Raw genomic sequence first — 15238 nt, forward strand, 5'->3', positions numbered from 1 at the left:
AGCTTCGAGGCGCTGGATGGCTGGATCCGCCGGCATCTGCGCAAAATCCTCTGGCGTCAATGGAAGCGGCCGTTCACCCGGGTCAAGATGCTGATGCGACTGGGTCTGTCTGAAGACAGGGCTTGGCGCAGTGCGACCAATGGGCGTGGTCCTTGGTGGAACTCATGCGCCTCGCACTTGAATCAGGCATTGCCGAAGAAGGTGTTTGATCGCATCGGACTGGTATCGCTGATGGATCAGTATCATCGGCTTAAATGTGTATCATGAACCGCCGTATGCGGAACCGCACGTACGGTGGTGTGAGAGGACGGAGGTCGCAAGACCTCCTCCTACTCGATCAGGCGTAATAATCAAGAAGTGATACAAAGCGGGAAAGCCTCGATAAAAATCGTATCAATCTAAACCATGGTTAATTGTTCCGGTATTGGGTGAAAGCTAGTCTGAAGTTGCTTCCAGATAACAATAAAATCGAGGTCAACTTCATGAGTAAGCATATAGGTATCGTTGGTGCCGGCGCGGCTGGTCTGCATTTGGGGCTGTATCTGCGTCAGCACGATATCGATGTAACCATCTACACAGATCGGCGCCCTGAGGCCTATCAGGATATACGTCTTCTTAACACCGTAGCGCATCACTCAGTCACTATCGCTCGCGAGAGCGACATGGATGTGAACAAGTGGCCAGTCAACGAGCACGGTTATTACGGCCACTACTACCACGTGGGTACGCCTACCCCCCTGAACTTCTACGGCGACCTGCATCAGCCAAGCCGGGCTGTCGATTATCGTATCTATCTGCCCGAATTAATGAACGCCTTCACTGATAATGGCGGCAAGATCGTTTATGAACAGATCGCCGCAGAGGATATGGAGCAGCTGTCCGAGCAGTACGACCTGGTGGTGGTTTGCGCCGGTAAATACGCTTTCGGCGAGATGTTTGATACCCGTGAAGATGCTTCGCCTTTCAAAACCCCTCAACGTGCATTGTGCGTTGGCCTGTTTAAAGGCATCAAAGAATCCCCCATCCGTGCGGTGACCATGTCTTTCTCGCCGGGAGCCGGTGAGCTAATTGAGATCCCGACGCTCTCCTTTGACGGAATGTGCACGGCTCTTGTACTGGAGAATCACATCGGTGGTGAGCTGGAAGTTCTGTCTACCACTCGCTATGACGACAACCCGCGAGCATTCCTGGATCTGTTGTTGGAAAAACTGCACAAACACCATCCGACGGTTGCCGAGCGAATAGATCCGGAAGAGTTCGATCTGGTTCGCGATTCTAACGACATTCTTCAGGGGCGTGTTACGCCAGTTTACCGGAAAGGTTCAGCACGACTAAGCAACGGGAAGTCCGTTGTTGCCTTGGGAGATATGCTGGCTACGGTTGATCCGGTGCTGGGACAGGGGGCCAATATGGCATCCCATGGTGCCCGAGTTCTGGGGGAAGAGATTGTCAGTAACGATGTATTCGACGACCGCTTTATCGAGCATGTGGAACGCCGGCGCGAAGATCGCACTATCTGTGCTACCCGCTGGACCAACTACATGCTGAAAAACTTGCAAGAGCTTCCGCCAGAGTTCCAGCAGTTTATCGGTACCCTCAGCCAGAGCCGTGCTATGGCCGATGAGTTTACCGATAACTTCAACTATCCGGAAAAACAGTGGGATTACTTCTCCAGCCCTGAGCGGCTTCTGGAGTGGTGTCAGAAATATGCGCAAGGCATTGCTGCATAAGTCTACTTGTGGCCGTCCAGTTACGGGCGGCCTCAATCTTTTGATTATGAGGAGTCAACTATGACTGCCCAGGAATTGTCTGTATCTAAAGCTATTGATGACCAATCCTTTCGTCAGGCGGTGTCACTTTTCGCGACCGGCATCGGTGTTGTTAGCGCCGAAGAGCAGGACGGCACTATCCATGGGATGACCGTGAACAGTTTCACATCTATAAGCCTGGACCCACCCACCATCATGGTCTCGTTAAAGCCGGGGAAAATGCACCAGCTTATAACCGCTGGGCGTAAATTTGGAGTGAGTATTCTTGGCGAGAATCACAAAGAATACTCGGCCTATTTCAGCAAGCGTAATCTGGATGGGGCACCTGCCCCGGAGTTTACGAAAAGGTGTGAACTAGCCACGTTGAGTGATGCTATAGCATGGTTTGAGTGTGAAGTGGATCAAAACGTTGAAGTCAGTGATCACACACTGTTTATTGCCAAGGTTACTGCCTGCGGTAGAGTCGGCGAGGAGAATCATGCTCCTCTGTTGTTCTTCGCCAGCAAATATCACCATAAGCCCTGTCCGGTGATCTGATACGACACGTATATAAAACCAATACTCCAATTAAATAAAATAACTACCTGGAGGTTATATGTATAACAACTTTCAAAAAGTAATGGCTGGGCATGGAATTCTAATGATCTTTTCCACGCTGCTCTTTGGCGTGGGATTGTGGATGAATTTGGTTGGAGGGTTCGAGCTAATCCCCGGCTACATCCTGGAATTCCATGTCCCTGGAACCCCTGAAGGTTGGGCAAAGGCACATTCTGGCCCGGCACTAAATGGAATGATGGTGATCGCCGTCGCTTTTGTACTCCCCCACCTGAACTTTGACGAAAAAAAGGAAAAACTACTCGGGTGGATCGTTATTGCCGATGGTTGGGCAAATGTAGGCTTCTACTTCTTCTCAAACTTTACCGAAAACCGTGGCCTTACCTTTGGCGCTAATAAGTTTGGTGAGGGAGACGTATTTAGCTTCCTGGCTTTAGCTCCCGCCTATCTTTTTGGTGTCCTGGCACTATGGGCGTTACTGGTGATTGGCCTAAAAGCGGTTCGAATTAATAGTAAATAGATATGAATATAGCTGTAATTTAGTAGCTTTATGAAATTCTAAGATCAGTATCTCACGATAAAAATAATAGAGAATTATTATGATCAAAAATACAGTTCGATATACCTCGATCAGTATCTCTTTGCTGTTTATCTCTCAGTATGCACAGGCCACTGAAGGCTTAAGGCTGGAGGGGTATGGCCCTGTTTCCCGAGCAATGGGTGGAACAGCTATGGCTCAGGACACGGGTACAGCGAGCATCATGGGGAACCCGGCTACAATGGCTCTGGCCCCGTTGGGCAAGCGGTTAAGTGTCGGCGCGGATATCATCACGGCAGAGATAACCAATACCGATCTTGGTAGCGGGGAGAAAGTAAGCTCCTCCCATGAAAGCCAAAACCGTCATCCCTATTTTGCACCGCAGATTGGCTATACCGACAATCGAGGAAAATGGGCCTGGGGTGTCGGCGCATTCGCGCTAGGAGGCTTGGGCACCGAATACGGGGATAAAAGCTTTCTGTCGGATGGTAGCAGCGGAAATCCCACCGAGTTGGAAAATAGCAGCCGGCTGTTTGTGCTCGATATTCCGCTTGCGTTGAGCTATCGGATTAATGATCGCCTGGCTTTCGGAGCCACCGTCGACGCCGTGTGGAGTGGCATGAACCTGAACATGCTTCTGGGTGCCAATCAGGTTGGCTCCCTGGTAGCAGAGGGGCGTGTAGGAGGTGGCTTGATGCCTACTTTGGGCGGCCTACCTGCTCTGGATGGGGCTCACCTCAGTTTTACCAAAGATAAGCCTTTAAGCAGCGGAGCCGATGCCTGGGGTGTCAGCGGCCGTATAGGCTTGATATGGCAAGCGACACCAACGACTGTCGTAGGTGCCGCCTATAACCTCGGTACAAAGCTCAATGATCTTAAAGGCAAGGCAAGGCTAACGGCCTCAGATGCAGTGCTGGGTAATATTCCTTTGGATGGGTCAATCCGTATTAAGGATTTCCAGATGCCGGCGTCATTAACGGCTGGCATTACCCACAAAGTGAATGATCGCTGGCGTATCTCGGCTGATCTATCCCGGGTGTTCTGGAACGATGTGCTAAAAGATATCGATGTTTCCTTCACGAGTGCCGGTGGCGGAGATCTGAATATATCGCTTCCTCAAAACTACAAGGATCAAACGATTATTGCGCTCGGCACCAGTTATGACATCGGTAACTGGACACTGAGAGCCGGCTATCGCCAGGGTACGGAGGTTGTACCCAGTGAAAATCTGTTCGTTACTTTGCCAGTAACTCCGACGCGGATCGCCTCCATGGGCTTTAGCTATCGCATTGCCAAGAGTGGCCAAATCGATTTTGCGTACTCACATAATTTTGAAATTGAACGTACCAATGGTGCGAGCACAAATACGGGAAACCCGGTGCGCAATAAAGAATCACAAAATAACTTTGTGATTGGTTATACAGCTAGATTCTGAGGGTGTGCGATGAAAAAGCTAATGGTTTTATATCCTGAACCAGAGAATAGAAGTTCATTTTTAGAATATTACCGAGTAGAGCACCTGCCGATGGTTAAAAAACTCCCAGGTTTGGTGTCGGCAGCTTTTAGCGTCACGGAAGAAGAGGGAAGCCCCTACTTCGTATTCTTTGAAGCGGTGTTTGAGAATATTGACGCCCTGCACCGGGCCATGTCGTCTGCAACCGGCGAAGCCTTAGCTCAGGATGTGCCTAACTTCTCTCCGCAGGGGGCGGTAATAGTAACTGCGGATCTCGAAGTAATTAAGCCGGAGCAGGCTTAACGAGGCGGGTTGTGACTTAAACATAGAGCCGAATTTAATACTGGAGAGTAACATGCAATATGAACCTTACCTCACGATTGCAGGTGAAAAATGTTCCGGTGAAGCGGCCCCGATTAAGGTGGTCGATCCCGCTAACGGAGAAGTGTTCGCGGTCTGTCCGGGGGCTTCTTTTTCTCAACTAAATCAAGCTGTTGATGCCGCCGGTCGAGCTTTCCAAAAGTGGAAACGCAGTTCCGATCAAGACGTCAAAGCGTTGCTGCATCTGATTGCAGGTCGAATTGAAGCACATACCGATGAGCTGGCTGAAATTATCGTCAGAGAGCAGGGTAAGCCATTAGCCATGGCACAGCTTGAGGTGGGGGCTGCTGTTGGATGGACACGTTACACCGCAGAACTCGAGCTTCCGGTAAAAGTGATAGAGGATAGCGATACCCGGCTTGCGGAGCTGCATCGTAAGCCCTTGGGTGTTGTGGGCTCCATCACACCTTGGAACTGGCCCCTTATGATCGCGGTCTGGCATATCATGCCGGCACTGCGCTCCTTCAATACGGTGGTTATTAAACCCGCGTCGTTAACGCCACTCAATACATTGAAATTGGTCGAAATCATTAATGAGGTTCTGCCTGCCGGCGTCGTGAATTGTGTTACCGGTGATGCCGAAATTGGCAGTGCGATGAGTTCCCATCCGGACATCGCTAAGCTGGTCTTCACAGGGTCCACGCCAACGGGCCAGAGCATCATGCGCAACGCTGCGGGTAACCTCAAACGACTCACCCTGGAGCTGGGCGGTAACGATGCAGGTATTGTGCTTGAGGATGCCGATATTGATCAGATCGCACCAGCTATCTTCCAAGGCGCATTTCTTAATATGGGGCAGACCTGTGCAGCGCTGAAGAGGTTGTACGTTCATGATTCGATGTACGATGCATTGGTACAGCGTCTGGTAGAGCTGGCGCAGCAGCAGGTTCTAGGCAGCGGTTTGGACTCCAGTGTGACTTTTGGTCCTGTGCAGAATAAGAAACAGCTTGAGTTTGTATCTGAACTGGTGGCCGATGCAAAAGCACAGGGTGCGAATATCCTCTGTGGCGGTGAGCCGTTGCCGCGGGAAGGCTACTTTTATCCGCCTACCATTGTTGCAGAGGTATCTGATGGAACAAGACTGGTAGATGAAGAACAGTTCGGCCCTGTCTTGCCGGTGATTCGATACAGCAGTGTGGATGAAGTGATCCAGCGGGCTAACGACAATGTGAACGGACTGGGTGGGTCTGTTTGGGGACGGGATTTAGAGCAGGCCCGAAAAGTGGCGCAGCAGCTTGAGTGTGGCACTGTATGGATTAATAACCATGCTGAGGTTTTACCTCACTGTCCCTTCGGAGGCTGTAAAATGTCCGGTATTGGCGTGGAGTTCGGGGAAGAAGGACTTCTCGAATATACAACCGCACAACTTGTCAGTGTTAACCGAATAGGGTGACCAAGCAACCCTCCTTTAGAGCCGCAAGGCTCTTTTTTTATTTTATGGTTTTTGGGATTAAATGGATTATTTGCTATTATTTACAAGATTGATTTTTTATAATCCTTTCAATTAGAAGAATAAATATGAAGAAAAATATTTATAGAATAATAAATAATATATTTAAAGGTATTGGTAAATTTAGAATCGGAAGCGTCTCTTTAAATGAGGTAGATGAGTATCAAACCCAGAGAGAGAAGTTTGCTCGTATTATTCTAGATCAGATGTACCATTTTGCCGGTTTGTTGGATGCGGATGGAAATATTCTTGAAATAAACCTCCCTGCACTCAGGGGGGCCGGTCTTGGCATGGATGATGTGCTGGGAATTCCTTTTTGGGAGGCTCGATGGTTTGCACTGTCTGATGAGAGTAAGGCGCTACAGCGCTCGCTTGTCAGGCGCGCGGCATCGGGAGAATTTATTCGTCGTGATATAGAGGTCTACGGGGAGGCGAGTGGTGAGAAAACCATAATTACAGACTATTCGCTATCCCCTATACGAGATGAAGATGGAGTTGTCAGGTTTATTCTCGCAGAAGGGCGAAATATCACAGAGAAGAAGAAAATTGAGATAGAAGTAGAAAGAAAAAATAGTGAGCTAAAAGAGCTGCTTAATAAAAATAGACAGCTTGATGAACAGAAGAATAAATTCTTCGCAAATATAAGTCATGAACTAAGAACACCCCTGTCTCTTATAATAGGTCCTGTGGATGATATGCTCGAGGATTTGGAGAGTATATCGGCGAGAGATAAATCAAATCTTTCCGTTATTCGCCGTAACGCGGTAACTATGCTGACATTGGTGAATGAGCTCTTGGATCTAGCGAAAATTGATGCAGGTAAGGTTCAGCTTTTTTATGAGAAAATAAGACTGTCGCAGTTTATTCAAGATATTGCTTCCCACTTCGAGATGATCGCCCACCAGAATAATATAAGTTTCGCAGTGATGGTGCCCGACGAGTTGGAGATTGAAGCGGATAGAGAGAGGCTCAGTCGGATAGTCTTTAACCTAATTTCAAACGCTTTTAGTGTGACGCCAAGAGGCGGGCGGATCAGTTGTACCGTTGAAAGCATCGAAAGTGAGAAGATTCTTATCCATGTTAAGGATACCGGACCCGGCATCGATAGTGATCAAATAGCTAAAATCTTTAAGCGGTTTGAACAGGGCGATGGTTTGTTACAAAGCTCCAGAAAGGGGAGTGGCTTAGGTTTAGCGATCGTTAAAGAGTTCGTGGATCTGCATAACGGTACTGTGACGGTCACAAACTCCTCGGTGGGAGGAGCGATCTTTATGATCGAGTTGCCCGAGAAGGCGCCGGCGGGAGCAGGGGTAAGTAGGGACCGTAAAGTAATTTATCACGATGCAGAAATACTCGTTGCGGGAGTGGTTGATAGTCCTTCTGACCCGGACTTGGGTGGCAGTTATGATAGGGCCTCAGTTCTGGTTGTGGACGACAACTATGAGATGAGAGAGCTGATTAAGAGAATCCTTGGGCAAACCTATCACGTGATAACTGTTCCTGATGCTGAAGAAGCCTTGGCAGCAATGGAGCGTTACCAGCCGGACCTGATTATCACAGATCTGATGATGCCGAATATCAGTGGGGATCAATTAATCAGAAAAATACGAGAAAAGGTAGATACGGCTCAGATACCGATTCTTGTTCTATCGGCACGTGCTGATGAAGGTATCAAGAACGAATTGCTGTCGAGGTATGTACAGGACTATGTGACCAAGCCGTTTTCGGTTCCCGAGCTGGTTTCCAGGGTACGCAACCTGATAATGATGAGAGAAGCCAAGCAGGCACTTCAAAAAGAGTTGGAGACTCATAACACCGACTTAATGTATCTCACCAGAGAGGTAATAGATGGTCGGCGAGCGCTCAGGGCCAGTGTCGATGCACTCCAGAAATCGGAGAGTCATTGGCGAGCTATATATGAAAATTCAGCAGTCGGTATAGCCGTAGTCAATCCCGCATGGGCTTTCGTGAAGGTGAATCCGGCTTTTTGTCGGATGTTGGGTTTCACGGCGGAGGAGCTTTTGGGCAGGTCAGTCATTGAGTTCACGCACCCGGCGGACAAGGAGTCAACTGGCGAGCGACTCACGCGGTTGATTAGAGGAGAGTTGGAAGGGTATCACTATCAAAAGCGGTTTATTAATCGGCAGGGGACTGAGATTTGGACCAGCTCCAGTGTTACGGTGATTCCAGAGACCGAAGACTCGCCGCCTTTGTTACTGGGTATTGTCGAAGACATAAGCGCTAGTAAGCAGGCTGAGCTCGAGCTTGAGGAAGCCAGGATTGAGTTGGCGAGGGTGATGCGTGTTACCTCCATGGGTGAATTGGTGGCTTCAATTACCCACGAAATAAATCAGCCTCTTTCGGCCATAGTGTCTAACAGTCAGGCCGCGCTTAAATGGCTTTCTCATGAGCCACCCGACTATATCGAAGCTAATAATGCTATCAATAATATTCTCCGTGATGGTAAAAGAGCTGCGGAAGTGGCGATACGGATTCGCGGATTTATGAAGCGCGATCAGAAGTATATTGAACAAGTCGACTGGTCTGTGTTGATATCAGAAGTTCTGGACTTTGTGAATGAAACCCTCTGGAAAATTGGCATAGAAGTTCAGGCTAATGTGCCCGCCGACCTTCCGGACTTGTACAGCGATAAAGTCCAACTGCAACAGGTCTTACTGAATTTGGTGCTTAATGCCATCGATGCTATGCGAGATCCTGAGCTTACCGAAAGACTCCTGCAGATAGATGTGCACTACGCTGAGGATATTGATCACGTGGTCGTGCGAATATCGGACTCGGGAAAGGGAATTGATGCCGATGTAGAAGATAAGCTTTTTGAGCCCTTTTGCACGACCAAGGAAAATGGTCTTGGAATGGGCCTTTCAATATGCAGGTCTACAATATCTCGCCTAGGAGGTGAACTGAAACTGCTTGATAATAAGTCGACTGAAAAAGGCTGCTCGTTTCAGTTCAGTATTCCAACACTAGAGAATAAAAATAATGCAGAAGGGTGAAACGGTATACGTCGTCGATGATGATGTGTCCATGCGTGAGGCTTTGAACGGTTTATTACGATCCCATGGGTTCCATGTTCTTATGTTTGATTCAGCACAGGCACTGCTGGATGTTTTCGCCCCTGAGGGACCTAGTTGTCTTGTGCTGGATGTAAGTATGCCCGAAATGACTGGGTTGGAATTGCAAGAGAATTTGATTGCGCTTGGAGAAACTGTACCCATTGTTTTTATAACGGCTTATGGCGACATACCCATGACGGTGCGGGCTATAAAATCCGGAGCAATCGAGTTTCTCCAAAAGCCAGTTAATGATGATGAGCTTGTGGCCTCTGTGGAGCAGGGCCTAAAGCAAGACACTATTAACAGGGCGAAACGTGAAAAGAGAGACAGTGTTAAGGTCAAGCTCGAGACGCTCACACCCCGAGAACGCGAGGTTATGGAGGAGGCGATCAAGGGCCGCCTTAATAAACAGATAGCGGCTGATTTAGGCGTGACGGAAGTGACCATTAAGGTGCATCGGCATAACATGATGCAGAAAATGGGCGTGCGTTCGGTAGCCGAGTTGGTGCGAATGGTTAGTCAATATGAAGAGTCACAGTAGGTTTTTTATAGGGCAAAGATTGTAAATCATATGTTGTGAGGGCGTTCAGAATTCTGTGTCAGCTAAAAGCTGTTAGATTTTAACCACCTGGTCCAGGCGCCCTTCAAAATGAATTGCCAGTTGGGATAATGTCAGCGCCCAGTTCTGGATAGGCATTGTCCATTTCTTCGAGGCATTCAACATGCCAGCATAGAGCAGCTTCATCAAGCTATTCTCGTTCGGGAAAGCGCCTTTGGTTTTTGTCAGTTTGCGGAATTGACGGTGCACAGCCTCGATAGCGTTGGTGGTGTAGATCGCCTTGCGCACATATTCAGGGTATTTGAAGTAGGCTGACAGGTAGCTCCACTTGCGACGCCAGGATTGCAATACGACTGGATAAAGCTCGCCCCATTTGGCCTCCAGCTCATCCAGGGCGGCTTCCGCCGCCTCACGCGTTGCGGCACGATAAACGGGTTTCAGGTCTGCCATAAACGCCTTCTGGTGCTTGCTGGCCACATACTTCATCGAGCTGCGGATCTGATGGATAACGCACTGCTGCACCTCAGTGTCGGGATAGATGCTGGCAATCGCTTTAGGGAAGCCGGTGAGACCATCGACACAGGCGATCAGGATATCCTTCACTCCCCGGTTATGCAGGTCTGTCAGTACTGATAACCAGTAGTTGGCCCCTTCGTTTTCCGACAGGTACAGGCCCAGCAGCTCTTTGCGGCCTTCCACATTCAGTCCAAGCAGAGTGTACACCGCCTTGCTGATGTAGCGACCGTCTTCCCGAATCTTGTAATGGATCGCGTCGAGCCAGACGATGGGGTAGATCGCTTCCAGCGGCCGCTGCTGCCAACTTTTGAGTTCAGGGATCAGTCGGTCAGTAACACCGCTGATAACGGCTTCCGAAACCTCTAGGCCGTACATATCCTCAACATGACCACGGATATCCCGGTAACTCATACCGAGGGCGAACATCGAAAGTATCTTCTCCGGTCGATTTCGTCGGTAAGTTTGGTCTGGTTCTTCTTCACCAGTTCGGGCTCAAATGTCCCGGCGCGGTCACGCGGTGTCTCCAGTTCAAAGCGGCCGGTAGCGGCTTTGACGGTTTTGCGGCTACGGCCATTGCGCCGGTTGGGCTGTGTATCGTCGGAAAGATGCTGATCAAGCTCTGCACTCAGCGCTGCTTCGGTCAGCTGTTTGATCAACGGGGTAAGGACACCGTCCTTGCCGGTCAGGTCCTTGCCTGAACGAAGGGCTTCAAGTGCTTTGTCGAAATCGAATTTGTCGGTCATGTGCCATTCCTGTTTCGCATATGCTACTGAAATGACACAGATTTCTGAACACTACCTATGTTGTCCCCCTCTAATCGTCACTTAGCCCACCAAAACGTTTATAGAACGAGGGCGCGGGCGGCGGAAGTGGCCCGTCGGCGGTTTCCATCATGCGTGTGATGTATTGCTGAGAGCGTTTGCAGACCAGACTGTAGAGGTTATGGCATAGCTGACGGGCAGCGGCGCCGTTCCAGTCGGAGGGCAGGAGTTCCGCTGGCAACTGAGGATCGCGTAGGAGCACCTTGCGGTACTCGTGGATCAGCAGCGTCCGGGCTATAAAGCATTCCTGAGGATCGAGCTGGTCGGCGCTGCTCATCTCCTGCCAGACCGGGCGGAACTGTTCAAGGAAGCTCTGGTAACTGTCACTGATCTGGTCCAGGTTCCAGCACTCCCGGGACTGAGCACGTAATGCACGGGACGAGGATTCGTCGCACTCTTTGGTATCAAAAAGAATCGTGGCCTCCAAAACACCCAGCTCCTGCAGGGTGCTTCGTACCTCCTGAGGGTCGCAGTGGGGCGTGGCGACCAGCGTTGGACCGAAAGCGCCAAAGCCCTGCCACTGCAGCTCTTCGCGCACCTGCTGGCGCATCTCGGCGGGTACCTGCGTTAGTACAGCCAGGCACCAGCGCCCATCCCACTCCCGGGTTGCCGGTACATAAATTCGTTTGAACGCCTGATCGAACCGTTTCCGGCCCTGGGGCGTGAGGCTGTAATAGGCGCGGCGCCCCAACTGCTCAGCCTGCAGCCAGTTCTCCTCTTTGCTTAGCCGATAGACCGATGTACGCACCAGACGCTGATTAAGGCCCAGGGGTTCGAGCACATTAATCAGACTACCGAGCCAGACCTTACCGCCGCGGGGGACAATGGAGTCACCGAAAATGGTGATGATCAGAGAACCGGCGCGAATAGGGCGCTGCTCGCGGAACTGGTTGATCAGCGTGTTGAGTGAGGAGGAACTGCTCATGAATAGTTGAATGCCTCAACAGATTAGTGGCTCTATTTTACTGCTGAAGTTGAATCTCGCAAGGCGATTACGATACGGCGACTATTATAAGCCCCCGTATTTCGTAACCAGAGTATCAGCGATAGAGCAGTTCGGGCAGGAACATGGCGATGGGAGCCACCAGCGTAATCAACGCCAGACGCACAATGTCGGCACACCAGAACGGTGTCACGCCTTTGAAGATAGTGCCGGTCTTCACATCCCGCAACACCGCACTGAGCACGAACACGTTCATCCCCACCGGCGGTGTGATCAGGCTGATCTCGGTGACCACCACAACAACAATACCAAACCAGACCAGATCAAACCCCAGGCTGGACACCAGCGGGTAGAACACCGGTACCGTCAGCAGCATCATCGACAGGCTCTCGAACACCATCCCCAGCACGATGTAGATCCCCAGGATCGCCAGGATCACCACTATCGGTTCCACTTCAAGACCGGTGACAAAGCCCAGCAGCGCATCCGGCAGGCCCGCCCGGTTGATGAAGTCGGAGAAGATCAGCGCCCCGATCACCACGGCGAACAGCATGGCCGAGGTGCGTACCGTATCGGTCAGCGTATCGAACAGCGTAGTCAGGCTCAGCGAGCGGCGGGCCAGGGCGATGACAAAGGCACCACCGGCACCGATACCGGCCGCTTCGGTGGGGGTGAAGATACCCAGGTAGATACCGCCCATGACGATGGTGAACAGCAGCAGCACACCCCAGACCCCTTTCAGGGCCAGCAGCCGTTCGCGCCAGGGCATCTTTTCACCGGCCGGGCCTTGAGACGGGTCACGCCAGACCACATAGCGCACAGCGGCCAGATAGAGCAGGATGCCCAGCATGCCGGGAATAAAGCCGGCGGCAAACAGCTCACGGATGGAGGATTCGGTCAGCAGACCGTAAATCACCAGGATCACGCTGGGCGGAATCAGGATACCCAGGGTACCGCCGGCGGCGATGGAGGCCGTGGCCAGGGCATCGGAGTAACCGTATTTGCGCATCGGCGGCATGGCGACCTTGGCCATGGTGGCCGAGGTGGCCAGGCTGGAGCCACAGATGGCGGAGAAGCCGCCACAGGCGACCACGGTGGCCATGGAGAGACCGCCCTTGCGGTGGCCCAGAAAGGCGTTGGACACATGGTACAACTCGTGGGAGAGCCCGGAGCGGGTGACCAGGTTACCCATCAGGATAAACAGCGGGATCACCGACAGGCTGTACTCCTGCACGGTATCGATCACGCGATAGGACGCCATCGACAGAACGCCGCTCCAGCGGAAATCAGCCAGGTTACTCCACTCCAGCCCCTGCAGGGCAGCGAAGCCGAAGAACCCGACCAGACCCATACCGAAGGCGATGGGCATGCGGACGACGATGATCAAAAACAGAAGAACGGCAAAACCGATCAACACGATAGACATAGAACTCTACTCGTTATCGTTATTATGTGCTGTCCGACAGAGCGCCGGTGACATTGGTCCGGTTACTTCACGGGGTTGGTCAGAATCCGGTAGATACCGTAGGTGATCATCCCCAGCGCCGTAAACCAGCTCATGATCGCAATATATTCGACCACATAACCCGCAGGCAGGCCCAGATATTCGGTGACAACGCCTCTGCGCAGTGAGCGTTCGGCCAGCTCGAAGATACGTGCGCCCAGGAAATACATGGAGCTGGAAATCACCAGCGCCGCCAGTAATCCAAGCGCCTTGACGATTTTGCTGCCCAGAACACGATCCAGCAGGTCGACAACGATATGGCCGCCGCGCCAGGTGACAACCGGCAGCTCGGCAAAGATCATGATCGCCAGACCGATGCGGGTCAGTTCGGTGGCACCATCGAGCGAGTTGGAGAACAGATAGCGCCCGGCCACATCGACACAGGTGATCGCCATCAGCGAGAAGAGTACGACTGCAGCCACCAGTTCGAGAGCAAAGGCCAGCCATTTGACTGGCCCGATCTCGTCATAGTGTGCACTAACCCATGCACTCAGAGACATCTGAAGTTACCTTTACTTCGTCTTGGAGGTGACAGCCGCAGAGAGCTGCGGCTGTGTCTGGCTGTCCCTGTGCTTACTTGTCGTAGTTGCGTGCAATCTCACGCAGTTCCTTGAGGGCGGCTTCGGCATCGACACCGGTATCCTTCACCGACTCGACCCAGGCGTCGACCATACCCTTGGTCAGTTCGTTGAACTCCTGAGCCATGGGATCGTTCTCTGCCACGTCTTTGACGTTAACGCCGGAAGTCTTGCTGGCAGCCAGTGCATCGGTGCCGCACTGATCCCAGACCTGACCGGCCATGCGGGACAGCTTCTCACCGGAGACGCTCATGATCGCTTCGCGGTCTTCCTCAGACAGGTCAGCGAAGAAGTCTTCGTTGCCGAAGATCGCGAAGCTGCCCAGGTACATGCCACCCGGCAGCAGCGTCAGCTCTGTAGCCACTTCACTCAGACGCAGAGTCTTCTGTTCACAGACCGGCATGAAGGCGCCGTCGATAACGCCCTGCTGCATCATTTCGTACATCTTGGAGGCCGGTGCGTTAACGGCGGTCACGCCCATGCGCTCGCCCAGTTCACTCTGGATACCGCCACCCAGGCGGATCTTCTTGCCTTTCAGGTCTTCCAGGCTGTTAACCGGGAAGGAGGTCTGGAGCTGACCCGGGGCGTGGGTGAACAGGCCCAGCAGTTCCAGGCCAACGTGCTCATTGGCTTCGGCCAGGTACTTTTCGTGAACGCGCCAGTAGGCAACGGATGCCGCTTCAGCGTTGGCACCCAGGCCCGGCTGCTCAACGATCTGGGTAAGACGGAAGCGACCCGGGACATAGCCGTGGAAGGTCCAGCCGGCATCGACGACACCGTCTTCAACCAGGTTGAACATATCCTTCGGGTGGCCCAGGTTGTACTCCACTTTCATGGTGACCCGGCCATCAGTGGCTTCCTCAATCCACTTACCCCAGGTGGGCAGTACGGTGGTGTTGTGCGGGTGTGTGGGGGGCAGCCAGCTACCCACAATCATCTCGGTCTGAGCCATTGCGGGCAGAGCCGTGAGGGAGAAAGCCAGTGCGGATGTACCAAGCAGTGTTTTCAGGTTCATTGTTGTGTCCTTTTTATTGTTTTGCGGATTTTCCAATGAACGGCGCTGATAGACAGGCCGGTTTCACAGGGATTATATGATA

General features: G+C 51.8%; 13 protein-coding genes and 1 pseudogene. 9 read left to right on the forward strand and 5 right to left on the reverse strand.

Annotated elements, in window-relative coordinates; translation table 11 throughout:
- The 9 genes from G403_RS23895 to G403_RS0118355 all read left to right on the forward strand — a co-directional run.
- On the forward strand, window positions 1-267 hold a 267-nt coding region (locus G403_RS23895; RefSeq protein ID WP_027855163.1), incomplete at its 5' end, for a group II intron maturase-specific domain-containing protein.
- A 215-nt stretch (window positions 268-482) separates the two neighbouring features.
- Complete coding sequence (gene styA / locus G403_RS0118320; RefSeq protein WP_027855270.1) at window positions 483-1730, forward strand: styrene monooxygenase subunit StyA; 1248 nt, start codon at window positions 483-485, stop codon at window positions 1728-1730.
- Window positions 1731-1790: 60 nt separating this feature from the next.
- Window positions 1791-2306 carry a styrene monooxygenase NADH-dependent flavin reductase subunit StyB gene (styB, locus tag G403_RS0118325; RefSeq protein WP_051299263.1) on the forward strand — a complete coding sequence of 172 codons (516 nt, stop codon included), beginning with the start codon at window positions 1791-1793 and terminating at the stop codon, window positions 2304-2306.
- 58 nt (window positions 2307-2364) lie between these two features.
- Complete coding sequence (styC, locus tag G403_RS0118330) at window positions 2365-2844, forward strand: styrene-oxide isomerase StyC (protein WP_027855272.1); 480 nt, start codon at window positions 2365-2367, stop codon at window positions 2842-2844.
- 79 nt (window positions 2845-2923) lie between these two features.
- On the forward strand, window positions 2924-4297 hold the full coding sequence (locus G403_RS0118335; RefSeq protein ID WP_027855273.1) for an OmpP1/FadL family transporter: 1374 nt from the start codon (window positions 2924-2926) through the stop codon (window positions 4295-4297).
- 9 nt (window positions 4298-4306) lie between these two features.
- Window positions 4307-4618 carry an EthD family reductase gene (locus G403_RS0118340; protein WP_027855274.1) on the forward strand — a complete coding sequence of 104 codons (312 nt, stop codon included), beginning with the start codon at window positions 4307-4309 and terminating at the stop codon, window positions 4616-4618.
- Between the two features lie 52 nt (window positions 4619-4670).
- On the forward strand, window positions 4671-6089 hold the full coding sequence (locus G403_RS0118345; protein ID WP_036234521.1) for an aldehyde dehydrogenase family protein: 1419 nt from the start codon (window positions 4671-4673) through the stop codon (window positions 6087-6089).
- Between the two features lie 125 nt (window positions 6090-6214).
- Complete coding sequence (locus G403_RS23900) at window positions 6215-9160, forward strand: ATP-binding protein (RefSeq protein ID WP_051299265.1); 2946 nt, start codon at window positions 6215-6217, stop codon at window positions 9158-9160.
- Window positions 9147-9761: a response regulator transcription factor gene (locus G403_RS0118355; RefSeq protein ID WP_036234523.1), complete on the forward strand. Its 615-nt coding sequence runs from the start codon at window positions 9147-9149 to the stop codon at window positions 9759-9761. Before G403_RS23900 ends, G403_RS0118355 begins: the two co-directional genes overlap by 14 nt.
- A 72-nt stretch (window positions 9762-9833) precedes the next feature.
- On the opposite strand, the pseudogene G403_RS23905 reads toward G403_RS0118355, so the two are convergent.
- The 5 genes and pseudogenes from G403_RS23905 to G403_RS0118380 form a co-directional block, all read right to left on the reverse strand.
- Window positions 9834-11038, reverse strand: a pseudogene (locus tag G403_RS23905) (IS256 family transposase).
- Between the two features lie 70 nt (window positions 11039-11108).
- The gene (gene paaX, locus G403_RS0118365) at window positions 11109-12041 is read right to left on the reverse strand and encodes a phenylacetic acid degradation operon negative regulatory protein PaaX (RefSeq protein ID WP_027855277.1); all 933 of its coding nucleotides are present in this window, start codon (window positions 12039-12041) and stop codon (window positions 11109-11111) included.
- A 115-nt stretch (window positions 12042-12156) separates the two neighbouring features.
- The gene (locus tag G403_RS0118370; protein ID WP_027855278.1) at window positions 12157-13485 is read right to left on the reverse strand and encodes a TRAP transporter large permease; all 1329 of its coding nucleotides are present in this window, start codon (window positions 13483-13485) and stop codon (window positions 12157-12159) included.
- A 62-nt stretch (window positions 13486-13547) separates the two neighbouring features.
- Window positions 13548-14063: a TRAP transporter small permease gene (locus tag G403_RS0118375; RefSeq protein WP_027855279.1), complete on the reverse strand. Its 516-nt coding sequence runs from the start codon at window positions 14061-14063 to the stop codon at window positions 13548-13550.
- Window positions 14064-14136: 73 nt separating this feature from the next.
- Window positions 14137-15156 (reverse strand): TRAP transporter substrate-binding protein, encoded by a 1020-nt coding sequence (locus tag G403_RS0118380; RefSeq protein ID WP_027855280.1) that lies wholly within the window; start codon window positions 15154-15156, stop codon window positions 14137-14139.
- Window positions 15157-15238: the final 82 nt, after the last annotated feature.

It is taken from the genome of Marinobacterium litorale DSM 23545 (assembly GCF_000428985.1).
Classification (GTDB): Bacteria; Pseudomonadota; Gammaproteobacteria; order Pseudomonadales; family Balneatricaceae; genus Marinobacterium_D; species Marinobacterium_D litorale.